18 protein-coding genes are annotated in these 23,388 nt (G+C 73.6%); 10 read left to right on the top strand and 8 right to left on the bottom strand.

Annotated elements, in window-relative coordinates; genetic code table 11:
* The first annotated feature begins 25 nt into the window (after positions 1-25).
* Positions 26-943, top strand: coding sequence for a hypothetical protein (locus tag IF29_RS42355; RefSeq protein ID WP_051725900.1), 918 nt, complete (start codon positions 26-28; stop codon positions 941-943).
* Between the two features lie 39 nt (positions 944-982).
* Here the strand turns inward: IF29_RS42355 and IF29_RS0124795 are convergent, their stop codons facing one another.
* On the bottom strand, positions 983-1,438 hold the full coding sequence (locus IF29_RS0124795; protein ID WP_030258980.1) for a DUF3093 domain-containing protein: 456 nt from the start codon (positions 1,436-1,438) through the stop codon (positions 983-985).
* An 86-nt stretch (positions 1,439-1,524) separates the two neighbouring features.
* Here IF29_RS0124795 and IF29_RS0124790 point away from each other — a divergent pair, with 86 nt between their 5' ends.
* The 7 genes from IF29_RS0124790 (at position 1,525) to IF29_RS0124760 (ending at position 11,758) form a co-directional block, all read left to right on the top strand.
* Positions 1,525-2,115 carry a PaaI family thioesterase gene (locus tag IF29_RS0124790; protein ID WP_030258978.1) on the top strand — a complete coding sequence of 197 codons (591 nt, stop codon included), beginning with the start codon at positions 1,525-1,527 and terminating at the stop codon, positions 2,113-2,115.
* A 2-nt stretch (positions 2,116-2,117) separates the two neighbouring features.
* Positions 2,118-2,630, top strand: a complete 513-nt coding sequence (gene dut / locus IF29_RS0124785) for a dUTP diphosphatase (protein WP_030258975.1) — start codon at positions 2,118-2,120, stop codon at positions 2,628-2,630.
* A gap of 2 nt (positions 2,631-2,632) precedes the next feature.
* A complete protein-coding gene (locus tag IF29_RS0124780; RefSeq protein WP_084714883.1) occupies positions 2,633-3,418 on the top strand; it encodes a DUF3710 domain-containing protein in 786 nt (261 codons plus the stop codon).
* A gap of 271 nt (positions 3,419-3,689) precedes the next feature.
* The gene (locus IF29_RS0124775) at positions 3,690-7,085 is read left to right on the top strand and encodes an ABC transporter permease (protein ID WP_051725898.1); all 3,396 of its coding nucleotides are present in this window, start codon (positions 3,690-3,692) and stop codon (positions 7,083-7,085) included.
* Complete coding sequence (locus IF29_RS0124770; protein WP_063757590.1) at positions 7,082-9,982, top strand: hypothetical protein; 2,901 nt, start codon at positions 7,082-7,084, stop codon at positions 9,980-9,982. The genes IF29_RS0124775 and IF29_RS0124770 overlap by 4 nt, the downstream gene beginning before the upstream one ends.
* Positions 9,983-10,016: 34 nt before the next feature.
* Positions 10,017-11,033, top strand: a complete 1,017-nt coding sequence (locus tag IF29_RS0124765) for an ABC transporter ATP-binding protein (RefSeq protein WP_063757589.1) — start codon at positions 10,017-10,019, stop codon at positions 11,031-11,033.
* Positions 11,030-11,758, top strand: a complete 729-nt coding sequence (locus IF29_RS0124760; protein WP_030258962.1) for an ABC transporter ATP-binding protein — start codon at positions 11,030-11,032, stop codon at positions 11,756-11,758. Before IF29_RS0124765 ends, IF29_RS0124760 begins: the two co-directional genes overlap by 4 nt.
* 53 nt (positions 11,759-11,811) lie before the next feature.
* On the opposite strand, the gene IF29_RS0124755 is transcribed toward IF29_RS0124760, so the two are convergent.
* The 7 genes from IF29_RS0124755 to IF29_RS0124725 all read right to left on the bottom strand — a co-directional run bounded on the left by IF29_RS0124755 (position 11,812) and on the right by IF29_RS0124725 (position 19,912).
* Positions 11,812-12,504 (bottom strand): ABC transporter ATP-binding protein, encoded by a 693-nt coding sequence (locus IF29_RS0124755; protein ID WP_037596464.1) that lies wholly within the window; start codon positions 12,502-12,504, stop codon positions 11,812-11,814.
* Between the two features lie 5 nt (positions 12,505-12,509).
* On the bottom strand, positions 12,510-13,373 hold the full coding sequence (locus IF29_RS0124750) for an ABC transporter permease (RefSeq protein ID WP_030258959.1): 864 nt from the start codon (positions 13,371-13,373) through the stop codon (positions 12,510-12,512).
* 68 nt (positions 13,374-13,441) lie between these two features.
* Positions 13,442-14,404, bottom strand: coding sequence for a TauD/TfdA dioxygenase family protein (locus IF29_RS0124745; RefSeq protein ID WP_030258957.1), 963 nt, complete (start codon positions 14,402-14,404; stop codon positions 13,442-13,444).
* A 31-nt stretch (positions 14,405-14,435) separates the two neighbouring features.
* Positions 14,436-15,464, bottom strand: a complete 1,029-nt coding sequence (locus IF29_RS0124740; RefSeq protein WP_051725894.1) for an ABC transporter substrate-binding protein — start codon at positions 15,462-15,464, stop codon at positions 14,436-14,438.
* Between the two features lie 21 nt (positions 15,465-15,485).
* Positions 15,486-16,823, bottom strand: coding sequence for an LLM class flavin-dependent oxidoreductase (locus IF29_RS0124735; protein ID WP_030258953.1), 1,338 nt, complete (start codon positions 16,821-16,823; stop codon positions 15,486-15,488).
* 302 nt (positions 16,824-17,125) lie between these two features.
* Positions 17,126-18,322 carry an ROK family transcriptional regulator gene (locus tag IF29_RS0124730; protein ID WP_051725892.1) on the bottom strand — a complete coding sequence of 399 codons (1,197 nt, stop codon included), beginning with the start codon at positions 18,320-18,322 and terminating at the stop codon, positions 17,126-17,128.
* Positions 18,323-18,493: 171 nt separating this feature from the next.
* Positions 18,494-19,912, bottom strand: a complete 1,419-nt coding sequence (locus IF29_RS0124725; protein ID WP_030258948.1) for an amidase — start codon at positions 19,910-19,912, stop codon at positions 18,494-18,496.
* 214 nt (positions 19,913-20,126) lie between these two features.
* Here IF29_RS0124725 and IF29_RS0124720 point away from each other — a divergent pair, with 214 nt between their 5' ends.
* Positions 20,127-22,679: a sensor histidine kinase gene (locus IF29_RS0124720; protein WP_084714881.1), complete on the top strand. Its 2,553-nt coding sequence runs from the start codon at positions 20,127-20,129 to the stop codon at positions 22,677-22,679.
* The gene (locus IF29_RS0124715) at positions 22,676-23,368 is read left to right on the top strand and encodes a response regulator (protein ID WP_030258944.1); all 693 of its coding nucleotides are present in this window, start codon (positions 22,676-22,678) and stop codon (positions 23,366-23,368) included. Before IF29_RS0124720 ends, IF29_RS0124715 begins: the two co-directional genes overlap by 4 nt.
* Positions 23,369-23,388 lie beyond the last annotated feature (20 nt).

The following is a 23,388-nucleotide window of genomic DNA, read 5'->3' as shown; positions in this document are numbered from 1 at the left end:
CGCGTTTTGGGGTAGGGAGGTCTTCATGAGGCCGTTCCGACAGCGAAACAGCAGCAAGCCGAGCAGTGACGGCAGCAGTACCGATCGAACCGCCGGGGATGCGGTAGCCCCGGCGGTCGGCGGTGGCGACGACGGGAGCGAGGACGAGCTCGCCCGGATCGCCGCCGAGCTGGAGATGTGGGACGGATCCGCTCCGGCGGAGGCCGTCCCCCAGGGCGAGCGGGGCCGACGCATGGCCTCGCTCGCGGACTCCCTCAAGGGCACCCTGACGGCCGGTTGGACCAGGGGCAGCTCACTGGTGGGTTCCGGGACCAAGAGCGGTGCGCTGCACCTGGTGGACCGGCTGGTGGACGCCGCTCCCCGCATTCCCGTGCGTGACCTCGCCACGCTGCGCGCCCAGCACCCGGGCGCGCGGAACGCCGAGGACCTCGCCGACAGCATCACCTCCGGAGCCGTGAAGGCGTCCGCCTCCGTGGGTGCCGGCGTCGGCGCCGTGGCCATGCTCCCGGTGCCGCCCGCGATGGCGGTGGAGATCGCCACCGAGCTGCTGGCCGTGGCCGCCGTCGAGGTCAAGATGATCGCCGAGCTCTACCAGGTCTACGGGCAGCCGCCGGGCGGCAACGCCTCCCAGCGCGTCGGCGCCTATCTGGCCGTCTGGTCGCAGCGGCGCGGACTCGACCTGTCCAAGCCGGGCAGTCTGGTGGTCCTGGGCACCGGCGCCGAGCTGCGCCGGCAGCTGCGCAAGCGGCTCACCCGCACCGGGCTGCGCAAGCTGCCGTCGGTGGCGCCGCTGATGGTGGGTGCGCTGGCGGGGGCGACGCTGAACCGCAGGGACACCGCCAAGCTCGCCCTGGAGATCCGCAAGGACCTGCGCGGACGGCCGCCGGCCGAGAGCGGCTACTGGGAGGCAGCGCTCTCCCGGCCGCGGCTGTCGAAGGACTGAACCTCTGAAGGACTGAACCTCCGAAGGGCTGAACCTCCGTCAGGCCGCCTTCAGGACCTCCTGCTTGGCCGCGTCCAGGGCGGCGGCCAGCCCTTCCGGGTCGCGGGTCGACAGGTAGAGGTAGGGGGTCGGGTCGTTCGGGTCGGTGACCTCGACCCGCAGCGCCGTCGGGATGTAGGAGCGCAGCAGCATGAACGCGCGGGCGTTGGCCTTGCGGGTGCGCCAGGCCAGCGCCTCGTCGCGGTCCAGCGGATGCGCCGTGCCCAGGGCCTCCACCGGGATCCGGGCGTCGCCGGCCACCAGCAGGCCCTGCACCACCCGGATCCGGGCCGAGCCGTAGGAGCTCAGCAGCACCGCGGCCGCGGCCGTCCCGGCGACCAGGCCGAGCAGCCCGGGCACGATGCCGAAGAGGTAGAAGACCAGCCCGAAGGAGATGCCGCTGCCCGCGGGGAACAACCACATGGAGAGCGGAGCCGTGAGGCGTTCGTCGTACATGGCTCCATTGTGGGCCGCGACCGCAGGCGATCTTGCAGAGGGCCTCGGTTCCCGTTCCGCCGGGGTTGTTCTGTAGGGTCGCGGGCGTGAGCCAGCACACCTCCCGTCCCTCCCTGACGCCGCCGCCCGGTGCCGCGCCGCCGGTCAGGCACCCCGAGGCGCCCGCGCCCGGCGTCCTGATCGACCCGCACTACGAGCACTGCTTCGGCTGCGGCCCGCAGCAGCCGTCCGGGCTGCGCCTGGCCGCCAGGGCCGGGGAGGGGGTCGAGGTGCTGGCCGAGTTCACCGTCGCCCCGGCGCACCAGGGCGGCCCCGGGCTGGCCCACGGCGGGGTGCTGGTGACCGCGATGGACGAGGCGCTGGGCACGCTGAACTGGCTGCTGCACACCGCCTCGGTGACCGCCAGGCTGGAGACCGACTTCGTCCGCCCGGTACCGGTGGGCGCCACCCTGTCCATCCACGTCTGGGTCGACGCGGTGGTCGGGCGCAAGATCTACTGCCGGGGCGAGGGACGGCTGGACGGCCCCGACGGGCCGCTCGCGATATCCGCGCGGGCCCTGTTCGTCCAGGTCCAGCTGGACCACTTCGTCACCCATGGCCGTCCTGAGGACATCAAGGCGGTCATGGACAACCCCGATGTCTTCAAGCGCGCCCGTGCCTTCGAGGTGAATCCGTAGTCATGACCCACCCCCCTGTAGACGTCCTGCTGCGCCTGCTGGACCCCGAGCTGCCCGCTCCCGCGTACGCCCATCCGGGCGACGCCGGGGCCGATCTGCGGACCACAGTCGACGCCGAGCTGGCCCCCGGGGAACGGGCGGTGCTGCCCACCGGGGTGGCCATCGCGCTGCCGGACGGATATGCGGCCTTCGTGCATCCGCGTTCGGGCCTGGCGGCCCGCTGCGGTCTGGCGCTGGTGAATGCCCCGGGAACAGTCGATGCCGGGTACCGTGGTGAGATCAAGGTGATCGTCGTCAATCTCGACCCGCGCGAGCGGGTGGTCTTCCGCCGCGGGGACCGGATCGCCCAGCTGGTCGTCCAGCGGGTCGAGAAGGTCCGTTTCCACGAGGTGGAGGAACTGCCGGGATCGGCACGTGCCATCGGTGGCTTCGGGTCGACGGGCGGCCATGCCGCGGTTAGCATTCCCGCGGCCGGGCAGGAAATCTCTTCGGTACCCGACCGGGAAGGACAGTGACCGTGTTCCGTCGTCGCGCCAAGAGCGAGGACGCTGTCGACCAGATCGAGGGCGAAGAGGCCCTCGGGGACAGCGAGGACGTCGCAGGTGTGGACTCCGTGGAGGAGGACGACGCCGAGGATGCCCGGGTGGGCCTGCCGCCCGCGCCGCGCCCCGACGGCCCCTGGGACTCCACCGAGGTGGAGGACGCGGCCGAGGGCCGTGTCGACCTGGGCGGCCTGCTGGTGCCCGGGGTCGATGGCATGGAGCTGAGGGTGGAGGTGGCCGGCGACTCCATCGTCGCGGCGACCCTGGTCCTCGGCAGCAGCGCCATCCAGTTGCAGGCCTTCGCCGCGCCGAGGTCCGAGGGGATCTGGGGCGAGGTCCGCCAGGAGATCGCGTCCGGCATCACCCAGCAGGGCGGCGTCGTGGACGAGGAGGAGGGCCCGCTGGGCTGGGGCCTGCGGGCCCAGGTCCCGGTGCAGCTCCCGGACGGCACCCAGGGGGTGCAGGTGGTCCGCTTCGTCGGCTGTGACGGTCCGCGCTGGTTCCTGCGCGGTGTGATCTCGGGCCAGGCGGCGGTCCAGCCGGAGTCGGCCGGGGTGCTGGAGCAGGTGTTCCGGGAGACCGTGGTGGTCCGCGGCGAGACCCCGATGGCCCCGCGTGACCCGATCGTGCTCAAACTCCCCGAGGACGCCCAGATGGTGGCGGACGGGATGCCGCAGCAGCAGTCGGCCCCGGCCAACCGCTTCAGCGGCGACCCGATGAACCCCTTCGAGCGCGGCCCGGAGATCACCGAGGTCCGCTGACCCGAGGTCCGCTGAGCACGGCACGCCGACAGGCCCCCTTTGCGGGGGCCTGTCGGCTTTCTGCTGCCCGCAAGCGGAAGGATCCCTGCGGGTTCCCAGTGATCCCTTGATCTCCGCACGGGGGGCGCTGCATGCTGTGCAGATCCTTCTGGTCTAGACCAAGCCGGGCCGGGGGTGTGCGGGGCCTGCCGTCCGGCCGTCCCGAGACGACGTGCGCCGTCGGGGGCTCAGCGTGTCCGTTGCTGTCAGAACCGTGGGACCGAGGCACAGGATGCCTGCGCCGGTACGCCGGTCGACCCGGCACGGCCTGGTGCTGGTCGCGGCCGCGCTGACGGTCCTGCTCGCGGGGACGGTACTGGCGGCGCTGGCGTCCCTGGCCGGCTTCGCGGTGGAGTCCGGGGTGGCGGTCAGGCTGGCCGCGCAGCCCAACGCGCAGGTGCAGGTCGACGCGGACTTCTCGGCGGACGGCATGGCGGCCGGAGACCGGGCGGTGCGCGCCGCCGTGGACCGCGCCTACGCCGGGGTGCCGCACACGACCAGCCTGTCCCTGGCCGCGGTCCAGCCGCTCGCGCCCAGTGGCGGCGCGGCGACCCCGGTGGGGCTGCGCTTCGTCGCCACCGAGGGTGCGGCGGCGCACGCCCGGCTGGTGCAGGGCAGTTGGCCGCAGGGCGCGGGCGACGCCGCGACGGCCGACTTCACCGGACTGCCGGCGGTGACTCCCGGCCGCACCGCCCCGGGGGTCCCGACGACGGTGCCGGCCGTGGTGAACCAGGCGATGGCCTCGGCCATGCACCTGCGCGTCGGCGCGACGCTGGCCCTGCAGAGCTCCCAGCTGGTCCGGGTGAACATCCTGATCACCGGCGTCTACCAGGCCCTGCCGTCCAGCCCCGGCTTCTGGCCCGCCATCGCCGGGGACCCCACCGACAGCAACGGCCTGTCCCAGAGCCTGGTGCTGGTCCCGCCGGCCGCGATCGTCGAGCAGGGCGCGTTCAACCTGGCGGTCACCGCGCACTGGGACTCGGTCCCGGCCATCGGCCCCAGGACCGGGGTCTCCATGGACGCCCTCTCCGGCCTCGCCGAGCGGATGGACACCTTCAGCGGCAGCGACGCCGCCCTGTCGGTCTACCACGGGGCGACGCCGGCGCTGCAGCGCACCACGGTCAGCACCGACCTGCCGACCGTCATCCGCAACCTGGCCGGGCCCGCCGTGGTCGCCCGCTCGGCGCTCTACCTGCCCACCGCGCTGCTGGCGGTGCTGGCGGTCACCACCATGGCGCTGACGGCCCGCCAGCTGGCCGCGCACCGCACCGCGGAGCTGGTGCTGCAGCAGACCCGCGGCGCCGGTACCGGGCGGCTGCTCGGCGGCGCCGCGGCCGAATGGGCCGCCCTGGTGCTGCCCGCCGCGGTGGCCGCGCCGTTCCTGGCCGGCGCGCTGCTCTCCGGGATGCACCGGGCCGGTCTGGTCGACGGGGCGGTACCGCTGAGCACCGTCGGCGCGGCGCCCTGGGGCGCCGTGGCGCTGACCGTGCTGGTGCACGCGGCGGCGGCGCTGCTGCCGGTGCTGCGCACGGTCTCCGGGCGCGGCATCGCCCTCCGGGCCCGGGCCCGCAGCGACCGGGCCGCGGCGGCGCAGCGGATCGGGGCCGACCTGGCGCTGCTGGCGGTCGCGGTGCTGGGCTACCTGCAACTGGTGCACTACCACTCCACGGTGACCGTCGCCGGGACGGTGGACCCGGTGCTGGTGCTGGTCCCGGTGGTCGCCGTGGTCGCCGCCTCGGTGCTGCTGCTCCGGTTGCTGCCGCTGACCTCGCGTGCGCTGGACCGGTTCGGGCGGCTCCGGAGGGGGCTGGTGCTGCCGCTGGCCGGCTGGCAGTTGAGCCGGCGCTCCAACCGCAACGCGGGTCCGGTGGTGCTGATGAGCATGGCGGTGACCGTGGGCGCGCTCGCCACCACCGCGCTGGCCTGCCTGAGCGGTCTGGCGCTGGACCAGGCCCGGTTCGCGGTGGGGGCCGACGTCTCGGTCGGCACCACCAACGGCCTGGTCGGGTATCCGGCCGGTCAGCTGCACAGCCGCTACCGGCAGCTCCCCGGGGTCACCGGGGTGAACCCGGTGACCGTCACCTCCACCGGCTTCGTCGGCGACTCGTCCGCGCTGAGCCTGGTCGGCATCGACGCCGCGGCACTGCCCGGGCAGGGCGCCGCGCCGCTGCCGACACTCCGTCAGGACCTGGCCGGACCCGACTACGCCGCCCGGATCGCCGCACTGGCCAAGGGCGTTCCGCACTACGGACTGCTGCTGTCCGGCCGCGGCGACCACCTGGACCTGGACGTCCAGGTCCAGGTCGGCGGTGCGCGGCCCGCCGGCTGGACGCCGCCCACGCTCGGAGTGCTGCTGGTGGACGCGGACGGACAGCCGGTCCGCACCTCCGCCGCGCTGACCGGGACCGACGGGAGCAGGCACACCCTGGCCCTGGCGCTCCCCGCCGGCAGCCGCACCGCCTTCCCGCTGCGTCTCGTCGGCCTGTCGGTCCGGCCGGCCGGTCAGCAGCGGGCCGCGTCGGTCACGCTCACCGTCGACCGGTTGGGGCTCGGCGGCACCTGGGTCGACTCGCTGCCGGCCGCCGGCAGCTGGCAGGACGAGACCGAGGCCGGGGCCGGCCGCAGCGCCGGGAACTGCGGATCGCAGCCGCCCGCGGCGCCCGGCGGCAGCGTCAGCCCGGATCCGTTCAGCCCCGCGGTGTGCTCGCTCTCGGCGCCGAGCGCCGGCGGTCCGCTGCTGCGCACCGTCATCAGCACCGCGGCCCCGGGCGAGCTGACCGCGTCGACCTCGCCGGCGGTGCTGGAGGTGGACCCGATAGACCCGAAGCGGATCGCTCCGATCCCGGTGCTGGCCGACGACGCCGTGGTCGCGGGCCGGGGACTCGCGGTCGGGCAGCAGCTGACCCTCGACCTGGGCGGGGAACTGGAGAACCCGCCGACCCTGAAAGCGGTGGTCGTCGGCAGGATCCCGGCGATCCCGGGACAGGACCACCTGCAGCCGGCCCTGCTGGCCGACAACCGCGCGGTGACAGCCGTCGAACTCGCCATCGGGGTGGACCCCGAACCGCCCGACAGCTGGCTGCTGTCGAGCACCGACAGCACGGCCACGGCCGCCGCGGTGGCCGCCGATCCACGGCTCGGCACCGCGCGGACCACCGTCCAGGAGGCGGCGCTGCAGCGCGCCGACCCGTTCCGCTCGGGCATGCGCGCGGTGCTGGAACTGTGCCGGCTGCTGGCACCGGCCTTCGCGGTGATCGGTTTCACCGTCCATGTGGTGATCACCACCCGGGAGCGGAGGCGGGAGTTCGCGCTGCTGCGGGCGATGGGCATCCGCAGCCGTCGGCTGGCCGTGCTGCTGTGGGCCGAGCAGATCAGCGTCACCCTGTTCGCGGTCGTGCCCGGAGCACTGCTGGGGGTGGGCCTGGCCGCCGTGATCATGCCGCTGGTGACCCTGGACGACTACGGGGACGCACCGTTCCCGGCGCTGCGGCTGGCCGTCCCCTGGGGAGCGGTGCTGCTGACCGCGCTGGCGACGGCCGTGGTGATCTGCCTGGTGGTGATGGGTCTGTCCCGGCTGCTCGCCCGGGTCGACCTGGTCCGTACGCTGCGAGCCGGGGAGGACTCATGAGAGCCGTGCGCCTGCGCCGCGAGGGGCCCGGGGACGGCACGCCCCGGCGCGGTCCGGCCCGGCCCGCCTCGCTGCGGCTGCTGCGCCGCGAGGCGCGCGGGGACGCCCCGCTGCTGGCCTGCCTGGCCGTGCTGGTCGCGGTGTTCACCGGGCTGTGCGCGCTCGGCCCGGTGGAGCTGGGCGGCAAGGAGGACCAGGCGCTGCGCCAGCGGCTGGCCGCCGCTGCCGACGCCGGCGCTGTGCTCACCGTGTCCGCACCGGTGGAGCTGCCCCAGCCGGGCCTGGGAGCACCGAACCCCCCGGCGCTGCGCACCCAGCTGGAGTCGGGCGGACAGTCGGTGGTCTCCACCGCGGGCCGCACCCTGGGGACGGCGCTGCGTCCGGTGCGGACCACGGTGGACTACCAGCTGCTGGGGATCGACTCGCCGCTGCCGGTGGATCCCCGGGTCACCCAGGAGTCCGTGACGCTGCATCACATCAGCGACGCCCCGGCCTATCTGCACTACGTCCAGGGCGCGGCCCCGGCCGACAGCACCCCAGCCGGGGAGCTGCCGGGGATCGCGCTGTCGACCGGCGAGGCGAAGCTGCTCGGACTGGGGCTGGGGCAGCAGGTCGAGCTCTGGTTCCAGGCCACCCGGTCCAGCCCCAGGTACGAGGTGCTGGTCCGGCTGGTCGGGATCTACCGGCCGGAGCAGGAGCAGAGCGAGTTCTGGCGGCAGTTGCCCGGCCTGGACAAGCCGCTCGAGTACCCGGGGCAGCTGGCCGGGACGCTGAACATCGCCGTCCAGGGCCTGGTCGGCGCCGACGCGCCGGAGCTGCTGGCGAAGCAGGGGATACCGCTGCCCACGGTCGGCTGGGAGTACCGCGTGGCGCTCGGCGACGCCGCCGTGAAGCAGCTCCCCGCCCTCGCCGCCGACACCAGGAACCTGGCGATCGACCTCAACGACCTGCTGTGCACCGACTCGCCGGCCACGGGCGACAGCCCCTGCTCCATCGGCGCCCATCCCTCCGGGTCGTACGTCGTCGACGACGGGCTCACCCCGGTGCTCACCGCCTTCACCGGTGCGGACGCCCAGACCAGGGCACTGGCCGGGTTCGCGGTGGCCTCGCTGGCGGCGGTCGGACTGGCCACCGTGCTGGTCTCGGTCCGGCTGCTGCTGCGGCGGCGCGCCGTGCACCTGCGGCTGCAGCGCTCGCGCGGCGCCTCGGCGACCGGGCTGGTGCTGCAGCGCAGCCTGGTCACCGCCCCGGTGCTGCTGCTGGCCGGCGAGCTGGGCTGGCGGCTCGGCCTGCTGCCGGCTCCGACCGGCACCTCGGGATCCCCGCAGCCGGTCGCGGCGCTGCTGGGGACGGCGGCGGCGCTGCTGCTGGTGCCGCTGCTGACCTGGTACGCCGTCAGGGAGCCGGGACGGGCCAGGGAGGTCCGCCGGCGTGCCTCGCGGCGGACCCGGCGGCTGGTGCTGGAGGCCACCGCGCTGGTGCTCTGCGTCGGCGGCGTGGTCGCCCTGCGGGTGCGCGGCAGCGGCGGCGGGGCCGGGATCGACGTGCAGCTCAGCCTGGTGCCGGTGCTGGTGGCGCTGGTCGCCGTGCTGCTTCTGGTGCGGCTGTACCCGCTGGTGCTGGGCCTGCTGGCGGGCCGTTCCCGGCGCGGCGGCGGCGTGGTGGCCTTCCTCGGACTGCGCGGAGCGGCCCGTGACGCCGGCGGCACCAGCCTGGCGCTGTTCGTCCTGGTGATCACCCTGGGCACCGCGGTCTTCGGCGGCATGGTTTCCCGCTCGGTGTACGACGGAGCGGCGGTCGGCGCCGCCTGGACCGCCGGGGCCGACGTCTCGCTGGTCCAGCAGGGCGACGTCGCCCCGACCCCGGTGGCCGCCGGCGGCTCCTCGCCGGTCCGCGCCACGGTGGCCGAGTACCTGCGCACGGTGCTGCTCACCGGGGACGAGGACGGTGCCAACCTGCCGCAGACGGCCCTGATCACCGTCGACCCGGCGCAGCTGGCCGCCGCCGACCCGGACGGACCGCTGGCCCGCGCCCTGGGTGTGCTGCACGGCGGGAAGCCGGTCGCCACCGGCACCGCGAGCGCCACCGCGCCGGTGCTGGCCGATCCGGGGCTGATCGTCGCGGAGAACGGCGAGAGCCTCCGGGCCGTGGTGGACTCGGCGCTGGGCAGCAGCAGGACCGCGCTGCACCTGAAGCCGGTCGGCGCGCTGACTCCGGCGCTGCGGCAGGACCCGGTCCTCGGCCCGCTGGTCGCCGGGCTCCCGGCGGACACGCCGGTCATTGTCGGCACCACCGCGCTGGAGCCGCTGCTGCCGGCCCAGCAGACCGGCGGCACCGCGCTGCTGCTGTTCGCCCGCCCCGGTGCGGCACCGGCCGCCGTGGCGGCCGCGGCCGCCGACGCGCTCGGACCGCAGGCGCAGGTCCGGGTCCGGGCGGAGGTGCTGGGCACCCTGCGCGGGGACGGCCTGGTGCGCATCGTCGACGACGTCTACACCGTCTGCTCGCTGCTGGCCGTGGTGTTCGGGCTGCTCGCGGTGGCGCTGGAACTGGTCCTCACCGCCCGCGAACGCGGCCGCACCAGCTCCTACCTGCGCACGCTGGGGCTGGCCGGACGGCAGGCCGCGGTGCTGCAGGTGCTGCAGCTGGTGCCGCTGGCGGTGGCCGCCGCGGCCGGCGGCGTCCTCGTCGGGGTGCTCGAACCACGGCTGCTGGGACCGGCTCTGAGTATCAGTCAGTTCACCGGGGGGCCGGCGGCGCCGGCCCTGCATACCGACTACCTGCTCACCGCGCTGCTCGGGGCCGGCCTCGCGGCTCTGGTCGTCTGCGCCGCCGTGGTCGAGAGTACGGTGTTGCGCATGCGGCGCCTGGGCGGGGTGCTGAGGCTCGGGGAGGCCTGATCATGACCGTACGCCGATCGACAGGGGGAGCAGAGTGAGTGTCAACCATGCGGCCGACCGGGCCGGGGCCCCGGACCTCGGGGAACTGCGCCGCCGCGCGGCCGAGGCCGCCCGCCCGGAGCGGGAGGAGGGCCTGATCGTCTGCGAGAACCTGGTCCGGATCTACCAGACCGAGGGCGTCGAGGTGCAGGCGCTGCAGGGCCTGGACCTGGCCGTGGCGCGCGGCGAGATGGTCGCGGTGATCGGCGCCTCCGGTTCCGGTAAGTCGACCCTGCTGGGCATCCTCTCTGGCCAGGACGTCCCCACCGCGGGATCGGCCGAGGTCGCCGGGCACGATCTGCTCACCATGAAGCGCCGGGACCGGCTCGCCTACCGGCGCGGCACGGTCGGCTTCGTCTGGCAGCAGACCTCCCGCAATCTGCTGCCCTACCTGACCGCGGCCGAGAACGTCATGCTGCCGATGACCTACGCCGGGGTGAAGCGGTCCGAGCGCCGCAACCGGGCCGGCGAGCTGCTGGACCTGATGGGGGTCGGCTACTGCGCCGACCGCGGCCCCGGCGAGCTGTCCGGCGGTGAGCAGCAGCGGGTCGCCATCGCGGTCGCCAACGCCAACCGGCCCCGGGTGCTGTTCGCCGACGAGCCCACCGGCGAGCTGGACACCGCGACCAGCGAGGAGATCTTCGCCGCGCTGCGCCAGGCCAACGAGGAGCTGGGCGTGACGGTGGTCGTGGTCACCCATGACGCGCTGGTGTCCGAGCAGGTCCAGCGCACCGTGCGGATCCGCAACGGCCGCACCTCCACCGAGGTGCTGCGCCGGATCACCACCGACGACGACGGCGCGCAGGAGCTGACCGCCGAGGAGTACGCGGTCCTGGACCGCAACGGGCGACTGCAGCTGCCGAGCGAGTTCACCGAGCGCCTGCACATGCGCAAGCGGGTGAGACTGGCGCTGGAGACCGATCACATCGGAGTATGGCCCGATGCGGCCGCGCAGCGGGCGAAGGCCGACGCCGACGAGGTCCAGGCCGAGACAGAGGGGGACGACGCATGACCAGCAGCACCGAGCCCGAGGGCGCCACCGCCGTGGCGGAGCCCGGAGCGCCGATGGTGGAGGTCCATGACCTGCACAAGTCCTTCGGCAGCGGCGCCACCGCGGTCCACGCCCTGCGCGGGGTCTCCTTCACCGCGCGGCGGGGCGAGCTGACCGCGCTCAAGGGGCGCTCGGGCTCCGGCAAGACCACCCTGCTGAACCTGGTCGGCGGCCTGGACCGGCCCAGCTCGGGCCGGATCCTGGTGGACGGCCACGACCTGGCCGAGCTGGGCGAGGACGGGCTGCTGACCCTGCGGCGGGACCGGATCGGCTTCGTCTTCCAGTCCTTCGGCCTGATCCCCATCCTGACCGCGTCGGAGAACGTCGGCGTTCCCATGCGGCTGCGGCGCACCCCGCCCCGGGAGCGCGAGGAGCGGGTGCAGGAGCTGCTGGCCCTGGTCGGCCTCGGCGACCACGTCAACCAGCGCCCGGGCGAGCTCTCAGGCGGCCAGCAGCAGCGCGTCGCCATCGCCCGCGCCCTGGCCAACCAGCCGGCCCTGATCATCGCCGACGAGCCCACCGGCCAACTCGACTCCGACACCGGCCGCGCCATCATGCAACTCCTGCGCGCCGTGGTCCGCAGCGAGGGCGTCACCGCCCTGGTGGCCACCCACGACCCCCAACTGATGGAACTCGCCGACCGAGTACTGGACCTGAGAGACGGTCAGATAACCAACGACGAGTAGGCCCAACAGGGGCGCGGGGAACTGCGCGCCCAGCCACGCAGCCCCCGCACCTTTCATCCGGCCTCCACCACCCCCAACTCCTTGAGCAGCACCCCTCGCAGCTCCCCAACCCCCACCTCGTGCGAAGGACCGAGCCGCCCGTCGGTGAGCACGATCACCCGATCCGCCAGCGCAATCGCCTCGTCCACGTCATGGGTGACGAGCAGCACCGCGGGCCGGTGTTTCCGGCACAGCTCCCGCAGCAGCGCGTGCATCTTCAGCCGGGTCAGTGCGTCCAACGCCCCGAACGGCTCGTCCAGCAGCAGCAGTGCCGGGTCCCGGACCAGGGCCCGTGCCAGCGCCGCCCGCTGGGCCTCCCCGCCGGAGAGCGTGATCGGCCAGTCCCGGGCCCGCTCGGTCAGGCCGACCTCGGCCAGTGCATTGAGGCCGGCCTCCTTCGCACCGGCCCGCGGCAGCCCGAGCACGACATTGTCGAGCACCCGCTTCCACGGCTGCAGCCGGTGGTCCTGGAAGACCACCGACCTCCGCTCGGGCACCAGCAGCTCGCCGGTGAAGTCCGGGTCGAGCCCGGCCATCGCCCGCAGCAGCGTGCTCTTGCCCGAGCCGCTGCGGCCCAGCAGTGCCAGGAACTCGCCCTGGTGCAGCGTCAGGTCGATCCCGGACAGTACCTCGCGTCCGTCGAAGGAGCGGTGCACCCCGGTCGCCCGGACGGCCAGTGCGGCCTCGGTGGTGGTTGCTGTCGTCATGGTGGTCAGGCTCCGTTGAATCCGCGGCGCCAGACCAGCAGGCGGCGCTCCAGCAGGCGGACGAGCGAGTCGGCGAGCAGGCCGAGCACGCCGTAGATCAGCAGTCCGAGGACGATGATGTCGGTGCGGTACCAGGCCTGGGCCTGGTTCATCAGGTAGCCGATGCCGCTGGTCGCGTTGAGCTGCTCGGCGACGATGATCACCAGCCAGGCGCTGGTGAGCGCGAACCGCAGGCCGACCAGGAAGCCGGGCACCGCCCCGGGCAGGATGACGTGGCGGATCAGCCCCAGCCGGTTGAGGCCGACCACCCGCCCGGACTCCACCAGCCGGTTGTCCACACCCCGGATGCCGGCATAGGTGTTGATGTAGACCGGGCAGGCCGCGGCGAAGGCCACCAGGGCGATCTTGGGCTCCTCGCCGACGCCGAACCAGATGATCACCAGCGGCAGCAGCCCCAGCACCGGCAGCGCCCGGACCACCTGCATGGTGGAGTCGATCAGCTCCTCGCCCAGCCGGAACAGCCCGGCCAGCACCGCCAGCAGCACCCCCAGGCCGACCCCGATCAGCAGCCCGCTGCCGACCCGTTGCAGCGAGGCCAGCAGATTGCTCGCCAGCTCGCCGTCCTTGGCCAGCTCCCAGGCCGCCTGGGCGACCTGGGCCGGCGTCGCCAGCACCCTCGGGTTGATGTTGCCGGTCGCGCCCAGCAACTGCCAGACGGCGACCACCAGGGCGGGACCGGCCAGCCGCCGCAGCCAGCGCGGCAGCGGCACCCAGGTGCGGTTCGGACGGCTCAGCGTCGCGGCGTCGATCAGTACCGGCGAGTCCGGCGGGCTCTTCGGTACGGGTGGTGCGGTGACGGTGGTCGCCATGGTCTGGTCCCTCTCCTAGGACTTCGGGCGGCGTTTCTCGTGGGGCGGCAGGTACGGGTGGTGCTCGGTCAGGCGGCGGTGACCACGCGGTGGTCGGCGGTGAACGGGCGCCCGGAGACCAGCTCGGAGCTGCGCCCGTCCGGGCCGACCGGGACGTCGCCGATCAGCGTCACCCGGTGCAGCCGCCGCTCCACCTCCAGGTGCTCTAGGTCGCGCGGTGCGAGGTGCGCGGTGGCCCGGTTGTCCCAGAAGGCGACGTGGCCGGGCTCCCAGCGGAAGCGGACGGTGTACTCGGGCCGGGTGATCTCGCCGTAGAGCAGGTCCAGGATCTGCTTGCTCTCGCCGGGCGTGACGTCCACGATGTGGCTGGTGAAGCCGGGGTTGACGAACAGCGCCCGCTCCCCGGTCTCCGGGTGCACCCGGACCACCGAGTGCACCGCGACCAGCAGGTTCTCGTTGATCCGCTTGGCGTACTCGCTGTCCCCGGCGACCTTGCTGCTGCCGCCGTAGCGGTGCTCGGCGCGCAGGGTGTCGACGAAGGCGCGCAGCGGGGCGGACAGCCCCTGGTAGGCGGCGACCAGGTTGGTCCAGGTGGTGTCGCCGCCGAACTCCGGGACCCGCTCGGCCCGCAGGATCGACCCGGCCGGCGGGTTCACCGCGGCGGTGACGTCGGTGTGCCAGCCGTCGAAGTAGCTGTACTGGCGCTTGCGGTACTCCTCGCGGAAGCCCTTGCCGTAGCGCTCCTCGAACCGGGTCGGGTCGATGGTGAAGATCTCCGGGTGGTCCTCGGGCGGGGTGTCGTCGTGCGGGTGGGCGTAGGTCAGCTCGCCGAACTGCCGGGCGAAGGCGATCTGCGCGGCGTGGTCCAGCTCCTGGCCGCGGAAGAACACCACCTTGTGGCGCTGCAGCGCCGCCCTGACCTGCTGCACCTCCTCCTCGGAGAGGGGCAGGGCCAGGTCGACGCCGTCGATGTCGGCGCCGATGTGCCCCGCGACGGGGCGGACGGTGAGCGTGCGGACGGACACGGTCATGGTGGTTCCCTCCAGGTGAAAGGCGTGGCTGCTACTGCTGGTTGGGGGCGACGACGGTGCTGAACTCCTGCTCGACGTCCGCCGGGAACTCGCTGGTCACGTCGACCTTCCCGGGGACCTGCTGGTTGGCCAGGAAGAGGTCGGCCTGCCGCTGCTGGGCGCTGATGACGGTCTGGTCCAGCACGGCGAACTTCGTCTCGCCCGAGTTCTGCCAGACCAGCTTCCCGATCGCCGGGGTCTGCTTGTTGACCTTGACGTAGTAGGCGTCGATCCACTGGTCGGGGTGGGTCCTGGCCCAGCTGTAGGCCTTGATGATCCGGCCCACCAGGTCCTTGACCGCGGCGCGTTCGGCCGGGTCGGCCAGGGCCTTCTGGGTGGCCAGGTAGAAGGCGTAGCCGGAGGACACCTGCTGACCGTTGATCAGCTTCACTGCGTCCGGATGGGTGCTGGTGTAGTTGACCAGGTCCTGGGCGGCGACGGTGGCGGCGTCGACGGTGCCCGACTGCAGCAGGTTGCCGACGTTCTGCAGCGGCACGTCGACCGCGGTGATGTCCTGCTGCTTGAGGTTCGCCGTGGCCAGCGCCTGGATCAGGAAGCCCTGGTTGGCGGTGCCCTTGGAGTAGGCGACCTTGCGGCCCTTGAGGTCGGCCAGGGTCTTGATGCCGGAACCGGCCCGGGCGAGCAGGGTGTAGCCGGGGCCGACGGTGTGGCTGGCGGCCACCACGTCCACCGGCAGCTTGGCCGCCGCGGCGAAGATCGCCGGGGTGTCGCCCATGATGCCGACGTCGACGACACCGGCGGACAGCGCCTGGTTGACCAGCGGTCCGCTGTTGAACTGGTCGAACTGCACCTTGTAGCCGGGCAGTCCGTTCAGCTCGCCGGAGGTCTGCAGCAGGGTGAGCAGGGTCTTGCCCTGGTCGCCGAAGCGCAGGGTGACCTGGCCGGAGCCGGACTTGCCCGCGGTGTCGGTGCTGGCCGAGGCCGCCCCGCCGCACGCGGTGGCCAGCGGGAGCAGCAGAGCCGCGAGGGCGGGCAGGACGAGGGCGGTTCTCTTGCGCATGGGATGTCCTTGGGGTGAGGGTCAGACGGCGACGGAGGTGTACTGGTTGGCGGGCCTCGGCAGCCCGTAGTGCTCGCGCAGGGTCCGGCCGGTGTACTCGGTGCGGAACAGCCCGCGTTCGCGCAGCAGCGGTACGACGTGCTCGGCGAAGAGGTCCAGGCCGTCGGGCAGGATCGGCGGCATGATGTTGAAGCCGTCCGCCGCGCCCTGCCCGAACCAGAGCTCGATGTGGTCGGCGACCTGCTCCGGCGTGCCCGCCAGCACCTGGTGCCCGCGTCCGCCGCCCAGCCGGCCCACGAGTTGACGCAGGGTCAGCCCGTCCCGCTCGGCCAGGTCGCGGACCAGTTCGAAGCGGCTCTTGGCGCCGTTGATGGCAGCGACCGGGGGCAGCGGCGGTAGCGGGGCGTCCAGCGGGTGGTCGCTCAGGTCCACCCCGAGCAGGGTGGACAGCGTGCCGATGGCCCGGGTCGGATCGATCAGGTCGTCCAGTTCCTGGTCCAGCGCCTTGGCCTCGGCCTCGGTGGAGCCGAGCACCGGCACGATGCCGGGCAGCACCACGATGCCGGCCGGATCACGGCCCAGGGCGGCGGCGCGGGCCTTGAGGTCGGCGTAGAAGCCCTGGCCCTCGGCGAGGGTCTGCTGCGCGGTGAACACCGCCTCGGCGTGCCGGGCCGCGAAGCCGCGTCCGTCCTCCGAACTGCCCGCCTGGACCAGCAGCGGATGACCCTGCGGTCCGCGCGGGATGTTCAGCGGCCCCAGCACCTGGAAGTGCTCGCCGCTGTGGTTGATCTCGTGCAGCTTGGCCGAGTCGGTGACCAGCCCGTTCTCCCGGTCCAGCAGCAGGGCGTCGTCCTCCCAGCTGTCCCAGAGCGCCCGCACCACCTCCAGGTACTCGTCCGCCCGCTGGTAGCGGACCGCGTGCTCCTGGTTGGCGGTGCGGTTGAAGTTGCGGGCGGCCCGGTCCCCGGCCGAGGTGACGATGTTCCAGCCGGCCCGGCCCTGGCTGAGGTGGTCCAGGCTGGCGAACTGCCGGGCCAGGTTGTAGGGCTCGGTGAAGCCGGTGGAGACCGTGCCGATCAGGCCGATCCGCTCGGTGCTCACCGCGAGCGCGGAGAGCAGCGTGAACGGCTCGAAGTGGCTGATCCAGGCGTTGGCCCGGGCCGGGTCCGGCCCCTCGACCCCGTCGGCCAGGAAGACCGAGTCGAAGGCGGCGGTCTCGGCGGTAGCCGCGAGCCGCTGGTAGTGCGCCAGCGAGGACAGCCCGGCCGGGTCGGTGCGGGGATGGCGCCAGGCGGCCTCGTGGTGGCCGACGCCCATCAGGAAGAGGTTGAGGTGCAGTTGCCTGCGGTCGGAAGGCATGCTGAAGCACTCCGGGACGTAGGGCAGCGCGCAGCGGTGTGCACGGTGCTCGGTTCGGATGGGTGTGCGAAGGTGACGTGCCGTCAGACCCCGGAACGGTCACGGGGAGGACGGGACGGTGAGCGGCGGAGCGCTGTACTAACAGCCGAGTCCGGCGAAGTGGTGCAGGCGGAAGGCGTTCACCGGGTGCCGGCCTGCGGCCTCCCGGATCGTCGCCCTGCGCTGTGCGTCCATACCCCGAGTCTGCGGCCTGGCCGGTTTGGCGGCAACGGTTTCTGACGCGCTGGAAATAACCCGGGGCCTCATGCCGACCTGGCCGTTCGCAGTGCCATCGGGTCCTGGTGCACGGCGGCCAGCACCGGTGTCCCGGCGGCCACCGCGAGCGCGCCGGGACCGAAGGAGCTGGGGCGGACCAGCTGCTCCACCGGCTGCCGGGTCCGTGCCGCCACCTCCTGGTGCAGCACGTCGAGCAGTTCCGGCAGGTAGAGGGTGACCGCCTCGGTGAGCACCAGCAGGTCCGGGCTGATCATGTCCAGCAGCAGTGCCACCGCCGGGGCGATCTGCCGCAGCCGGGCCCGGCACAGGTCCAGGGCGCGGACGTCCCCGGCCGCCGCCGCGGCCAGCAGCAGGGTCAGTTCGGGCCGCGGCACGATCCCCTCGGCGACCGCGCGTTCGGCCATGGTCCGGTCGGAGACGGTGGCCTGCAGGCATCCGGTCCCGCCGCAGGGGCAGGGCGTCGTGGAGCCGGGCACCGGCAGATGGGCGATGCCGCCGGCGCCGTTGCGCCGCCCCCGCAGCAGCACCCCGCCGGCGGCGATGGCCGCGTCCACCACATTGCCCACGAACAGGTGCACCAGGTCTCCCTGCTGTCCCGCGCCGAAGAGCAGTTCGGCCTGGGCCAGCGCGCGGGCGTGGCTCTCCACGTGGATCGGCAGCCGGGTGGCGGACAGCAGGGCCTGCCGCAGCGGTACGTCCCGCCAGCCCAGCGCGGAGTTCTCGACCAGGACCCCGGACTCCGGGTCCACCCAGCCGCCGGTGACCACGCCGAGCCCCAGCACCGAGCGTCCGCCGGCGTGCCGGCGCAGGAAGCCGGGCAGCAGCGCGGCGATGTCCTGCAGCACCGCGGCCGGGGTGGCCCGGCGCGGGGCGCGCTCCTGGGCGACGACCCGGCCGCGCAGATCGGTGAGCGAGAAGGTCAGCTGCGGGATCGCGATGTGCACCCCGGCGGCGAGATGGCGCCCGGTGTCGACGTCCAGCGGGATCCGGGGCCGCCCCGGGCGCGGCGCCGAGGGCGGCTCCCGGGGCTCGTACACCAGGCCGAGCGCCATCAGTTCGGCGGCGTGCCGGGAGACGGCCGCCGGGCTCAGCCCGGTCTCCCTGCTGATCGTGGTGCGGGCCAGCGGCCCGCGGCGCAGGGCGGCGCGGAGCACGGCGGCCGCTCCGTCGGGTCGGTCGGGCACGGGCGGCGGCGCGGGTGTGGCGATCAGCGCGAGCGGCATCGGCGGAGTCCTCGGTCGGCGGGGTACGGATCGGCTAGCGGCCGCCGGGACAGGTCGAGGAGGTCATAGGCGCATCGTCGCAACGCCGTTCGGGAGGGTCAATGGACGCATGTTGCAGCCGTGTGGCATTTCTGCGACACCGGCCCGCCCGAGCCGATCCGGCAGGCGGGCCTACCAGAGTGCCGGCTTGCGGTGGGCCCACGGGCGCATCCGCTCCAGCTGCGCGGAGAGCGAGATCAGGGTCGCCTCGTCGCCGTAGCGGCCGCCGAGCATGACGCCGATCGGGAGGCCGGCCTCGTTCCAGTGCAGCGGGAGGCTGACCGACGGCTGGCCGGTGGCGTTGTAGAGAGGGGTGAACGGGGTGAACGCGGAGAGGTTGTCGAACTCCTGGGACGGGTCCTCGTCGTCGCGCAGGGCGCCGATCAGGGCCGGGGGCTGGGCCAGCGTCGGCGTGAGGATGACGTCGTACTCCTCCTGCAGGCCGGCGACCAGCGCGCCGACGGCGCGGAAGGTGTAGAGCGCGGTGGCGAAGTCCGGGCCGGAGACCTGGCGGCCCTCCTCGCGCAGGTAGCGGGTCAGCGGCATCAGCAGCGACTCGTCCGCGACCGGCTGCTGGGTCGCCATCACCGCCCAGACCTGCTCGAACACCCGGCGCAGGGTGTCGTCGGCGGGCAGTTCCAGCGGTTCGGTGCGGTGGCCCAGCGAGGCCAGCAGTTCGGCGGCGCTCTCGGTGGCGTCGATGCAGTCCTGATGGACGGTCAGCCCCGGGACCGGCGGGGCGGTGAGCACGGCCACCCGCAGGCTCGCGGGCTCGCGCTGGGCAAAGGAGGCGAAGGTCTCGCCGGGACCGAGGGCCGGGGCGGTGTAGCAGTCGCCGGGCATCGGTCCGGAGAGGACGTCCAGCAGCGCGGCGGCGTCCGCGACGGTGCGGGCGATCGGGCCGTTGGTGCTGAGGCCGCTGATGTCGTAGAGGGTCGGGCCGCTGCTGACCCGGCCCCGGCTGGGCTTGATCCCGAAGAGGCCGCAGACCGAGGCCGGGATGCGTATCGAGCCGCCGCCGTCGCTGCCCTGGGCCAGCGGGGCGAGACCGGCCGCCACCGCCGCCGCGGCGCCGCCGCTGGAGCCGCCTGCCGAGTACTCCAGGTCCCAGGGGGTGCGCGCGGGCGGGGCGACCTGGTTCTCGGTGTAGCAGGGCAGCCCGAACTCGGGGGTGTTGGTCTTGCCGAGCAGCACCGTACCGGCCCGGCGCAGCTTGGTGACGATGTGGTCGTCGACCACCGCGATCTGCTCCGCGCTGGCGGCGGAGCCCTGGGTGGCCCGGACCCCGGCGACGAAGTTGAGGTCCTTCACCGGGACCGGGACCCCGTGCAGCGGGGAGAGCGGTGCGCCGTCCCGGTCCCGGACCGCCGCCTCGGCCTCGGCCGCCTGGCCGCGGGCCAGCTCCGGGGTGACCGTGATGTAGGCGCCGAGGGAAGCGTTCAGCCGGTCGATCCGCTCCAGGTAGTGGTCGGTGAGCTCGACCGGGGAGAGCTTCCCGGTCGCGATCAACTCGCCCTGTTCCAGCGCTGTCAGGTCGTGGAGCTGCGTCATTGCGGTTCCCCTCGGACGGGTGCCTCGGACGGGTGCCGCGTCCGGTCGTGGCGCGGCCTCTGCGTGCCGATCCTCGCACCGGCGGGTGACCCCGAACAGCCCCCGGTGGACTCGTCAAGATGTCGCTAAAGCAGCTTTCGGACGGCGCTGAGCAGGGGAACAGCCTCGCGACTCGCGTACGCTCAACGGGGAAGCACGACGTCAGAGGACAGGTATGCGCGGCAGGCTGCGGATCTATCTGGGGGCTGCCCCCGGAGTGGGCAAGACCTGCGCCATGCTGGGTGAGGCGCACCGGCGCCGGGACCGCGGCACCGACGTGGTGGTCGGCTTCGTCGAGGACCACGGCCGCGCCCACACCGCCGAGCTGGTCGCCGGTCTGGAGGTGGTGCCGCGCCGCTCCATGGAGTACCGGGGGGCGTCCTTCTCCGAGATGGACGTGGACGCGGTGCTGGCCCGCCGTCCCGCCGTCGCCCTGGTGGACGAGCTGGCGCACACCAACGTCCCCGGCTGCCGCAACGCCAAGCGCTGGCAGGACGTCCAGGAGCTGCTGGCCGCCGGCATCGACGTCATCTCCACCGTCAACATCCAGCACCTGGAGTCGCTCGCGGACGTCGTCGCGGGGATCACCGGCGTGCGCCAGCAGGAGTCGGTGCCGGACGAGGTGGTGCGCCGGGCCGAGCAGATCGAGCTGGTCGACATGGCCCCCGAGGCGCTGCGGCGCCGGCTGGCGCACGGCAACGTCTACGCCCCGGAGAAGGTCGACGCGGCGCTCTCCAACTACTTCAGACCGGGCAATCTGACGGCGCTTCGGGAACTGGCACTGCTGTGGACCGCCGACCGGGTCGACGAGTACCTGCAGCGCTACCGGGCCGAGAACAGGATCAGCGACACCTGGCAGGCCCGGGAGCGGATCGTGGTCGGCCTCACCGGCGGCCCCGAGGGGCGGACCCTGATCCGCCGGGCCGCCCGGATCGCGGCCAAGGGCTCCGGCAGCGAGATCCTGGCCGTGTACGTCGCCAAGAGCGACGGGCTGACCGGTGCCTCGCCGCAGGAGCTGACGGTGCAGCGGGCCCTGGTCGAGGACCTCGGCGGCAGCTTCCACTCGGTACTGGGCGACAACGCCGCCGAGGCGCTGCTGGACTTCGCCCGGGGCGTCAACGCCACCCAGATCGTGCTGGGCAGCAGCCGGCGCAAGACCTGGCAGTGGGTGCTGGGGCCGGGGGTCGGCGCCACCGTCGCCCGTGAGGCCGGCGACGTGGACGTGCACATCGTCACCCACGAGCACGTGGCCCGCGGCCGGGTGCGCCCGATCCGCCGGATCGCCCGGCTGGGCCCGGCCCGTACCGCGGTGGGCTGGGTGCTGGGCGTCGGCGGACCGCTGCTGCTCACCTGGATCCTCGGCGGCACCCGCTCCGGCAGCACCGACATGCTGCTCTACCTGGGCCTCACCGTGGCCGCCGCGCTCACCGGCGGACTGTTCCCGGCGCTGGCCTCGGCGGTGGTCGGCTCGCTGCTGATCAACTGGTACTTCACCCCGCCGCTGCACACCCTGACCGTGGCCGACCCGCAGAACATCGTCGCCATCGCGGTCTTCCTGGCGGTGGCCCTGTCGGTGGCCTACGTGGTGGACCTGGCCGCCTCCCGCACCGCCGAGGCGGCCCGCAGCCGGGCCGAGGCGGAGACCCTGAGCTTTCTCGCCGGCAGCGTGCTGAGCGGCGAGAAGGCGCTGCCGGCGCTGCTGGAGCGGGTCAAGGAGACCTTCCAGATGGAGTCGGTGGCGCTGCTGGAACGCGCGGACGACTTCGGCCCGTGGACCTGCGCCGGCTCGGTCGGGCCCGCGCCGGTGAACCGCCCCGAGGACGCCGACGTGGACGTCCCGGTCGGCGAGCGGCTGGCGCTGGCGCTGTCCGGACGGGTGCTCCCGGCCGGGGACCGCCGGGTGCTGGGCGCCTTCGCCGCCCAGGCGGCCGAGGTGCTGGAGCGCCGCCGGCTGAGCGAGCAGGCCGCCGAGGCCCGGCGGCTGGCCGAGGGCAACCGGATCCGCACCGCGCTGCTGGCCGCCGTCTCGCACGACCTGCGCACGCCACTGGCCGGCATCAAGGCCTCGGTCTCCTCACTGCGCACCGAGGACCTGCAGTGGAGCGCCGAGGACGAGGCGGAGCTGCTGGCCGGCATCGAGGAGGGCGCCGACCGGCTGGACCACCTGATCGGCAACCTGCTGGACATGAGCCGGCTGCAGACCGGCAGCGTGGTCCCGCTGGTCCGCGAGTTCGACCTGGACGAGGTGGTGCCGATGGCGCTGCGCGGCGTCCCGGACGGCACGGTGCGGCTGGACGTTCCCGAGGACCTGCCGATGGTGGAGGGCGACCCCGGACTGCTGGAACGGGCGCTGGCGAACGTGGTCGAGAACGCCGTGAAGTACCAGAGCGAGGGCCGGGTCCTCGTCTCCGGCAGCGTGCTGCGGCTGGCCGGGGAGCCGGACCGGCTGGAGGTGCGGGTCGCCGACCACGGTCCCGGCATCCCCGACGAGGCCAAGGACAAGGTCTTCGAGCCCTTCCAGCGCTACGGTGACGCCCCCAGGGGCGCCGGGGTCGGCCTGGGGCTCGCCGTGGCCCGGGGCTTCGTCGAGTCCATGGGCGGCAGCCTCACCGCCGAGGACACCCCGGGCGGCGGCCTCACCATGGTGTTCACCCTCCGTACCGAACAGTGCGACCACACCGCTCAGCAGTACTCGACGCAGCAGCAGGGGAAAGGCAGCCCGGAATGACAGGTGCGACCAGGGTCCTGGTGGTCGACGACGAGCCGCAGATCGTCCGCGCGCTGGTGATCAACCTCAGGGCGCGCGGCTACGAGGTCGACGCCGCCCACGACGGAGCCTCAGCGCTGGAGCTGGCGGCGGCCCGCCACCCCGACGTGGTGCTGCTCGACCTCGGGCTGCCGGACATGGACGGCACCACGGTCATCCGCGGGCTGCGCGGCTGGACCAAGATCCCGGTGATCGTCCTCTCGGCCCGGCACGCCTCCGACGAGAAGGTCGAGGCCCTGGACGCCGGCGCCGACGACTACGTCACCAAGCCCTTCGGCATGGACGAACTGCTGGCCCGGCTGCGCGCCGCGGTCCGCCGGGCCGCCCCGGTCGGCACCGACCCCGACGAGGCGGTGGTCAGCACCGAGTCCTTCACCGTCGACCTGGTCGCCAAGCGGGTCCAGCGCGAGGGCGCCGACGTCCGGCTCACCCCGACCGAATGGCACCTGCTGGAGGTGCTGGTGCGCAACGCCGGCCGGCTGGTCAGCCAGAAGCAGCTGCTGCAGGAGGTCTGGGGACCGGCCTACGGCACCGAGACCAACTACCTCCGCGTCTACATGGCGCAGCTCCGCCGCAAGCTGGAGGTCGATCCGGCGCACCCGCGGCACTTCATCACCGAGCCGGGCATGGGCTACCGCTTCGAGCAGTAGGCCTGCGCGGTGGTACGGAG

The organism is Streptacidiphilus jeojiense, assembly GCF_000719095.1.
Lineage (GTDB): Bacteria > Actinomycetota > Actinomycetes > Streptomycetales > Streptomycetaceae > Streptacidiphilus > Streptacidiphilus jeojiensis.
The sequence above is the reverse complement of the archived record's forward strand: the minus strand, read 5'-3'. Positions and strand labels throughout refer to the sequence as shown.

Bases quoted from the DNA above. Each gene is read 5' to 3' on its own strand.
- IF29_RS0124745 (WP_030258957.1), bottom strand. From the start codon at position 14,404: ATGACCGTGTCCGTCCGCACGCTCACCGTCCGCCCCGTCGCGGGGCAC.
- IF29_RS0124720 (WP_084714881.1), top strand. From the start codon at position 20,127: ATGCGCGGCAGGCTGCGGATCTATCTGGGGGCTGCCCCCGGAGTGGGC.
- IF29_RS0124735 (WP_030258953.1), bottom strand. From the start codon at position 16,823: ATGCCTTCCGACCGCAGGCAACTGCACCTCAACCTCTTCCTGATGGGC.
- IF29_RS0124770 (WP_063757590.1), top strand. From the start codon at position 7,082: ATGAGAGCCGTGCGCCTGCGCCGCGAGGGGCCCGGGGACGGCACGCCC.
- IF29_RS42355 (WP_051725900.1), top strand. From the start codon at position 26: ATGAGGCCGTTCCGACAGCGAAACAGCAGCAAGCCGAGCAGTGACGGC.
- IF29_RS0124750 (WP_030258959.1), bottom strand. From the start codon at position 13,373: ATGGCGACCACCGTCACCGCACCACCCGTACCGAAGAGCCCGCCGGAC.
- IF29_RS0124715 (WP_030258944.1), top strand. From the start codon at position 22,676: ATGACAGGTGCGACCAGGGTCCTGGTGGTCGACGACGAGCCGCAGATC.
- IF29_RS0124740 (WP_051725894.1), bottom strand. From the start codon at position 15,464: ATGCGCAAGAGAACCGCCCTCGTCCTGCCCGCCCTCGCGGCTCTGCTG.
- IF29_RS0124775 (WP_051725898.1), top strand. From the start codon at position 3,690: ATGCCTGCGCCGGTACGCCGGTCGACCCGGCACGGCCTGGTGCTGGTC.
- IF29_RS0124730 (WP_051725892.1), bottom strand. From the start codon at position 18,322: ATGCCGCTCGCGCTGATCGCCACACCCGCGCCGCCGCCCGTGCCCGAC.
- IF29_RS0124760 (WP_030258962.1), top strand. From the start codon at position 11,030: ATGACCAGCAGCACCGAGCCCGAGGGCGCCACCGCCGTGGCGGAGCCC.
- IF29_RS0124725 (WP_030258948.1), bottom strand. From the start codon at position 19,912: ATGACGCAGCTCCACGACCTGACAGCGCTGGAACAGGGCGAGTTGATC.
- IF29_RS0124795 (WP_030258980.1), bottom strand. From the start codon at position 1,438: ATGTACGACGAACGCCTCACGGCTCCGCTCTCCATGTGGTTGTTCCCC.
- dut (WP_030258975.1), top strand. From the start codon at position 2,118: ATGACCCACCCCCCTGTAGACGTCCTGCTGCGCCTGCTGGACCCCGAG.
- IF29_RS0124755 (WP_037596464.1), bottom strand. From the start codon at position 12,504: ATGACGACAGCAACCACCACCGAGGCCGCACTGGCCGTCCGGGCGACC.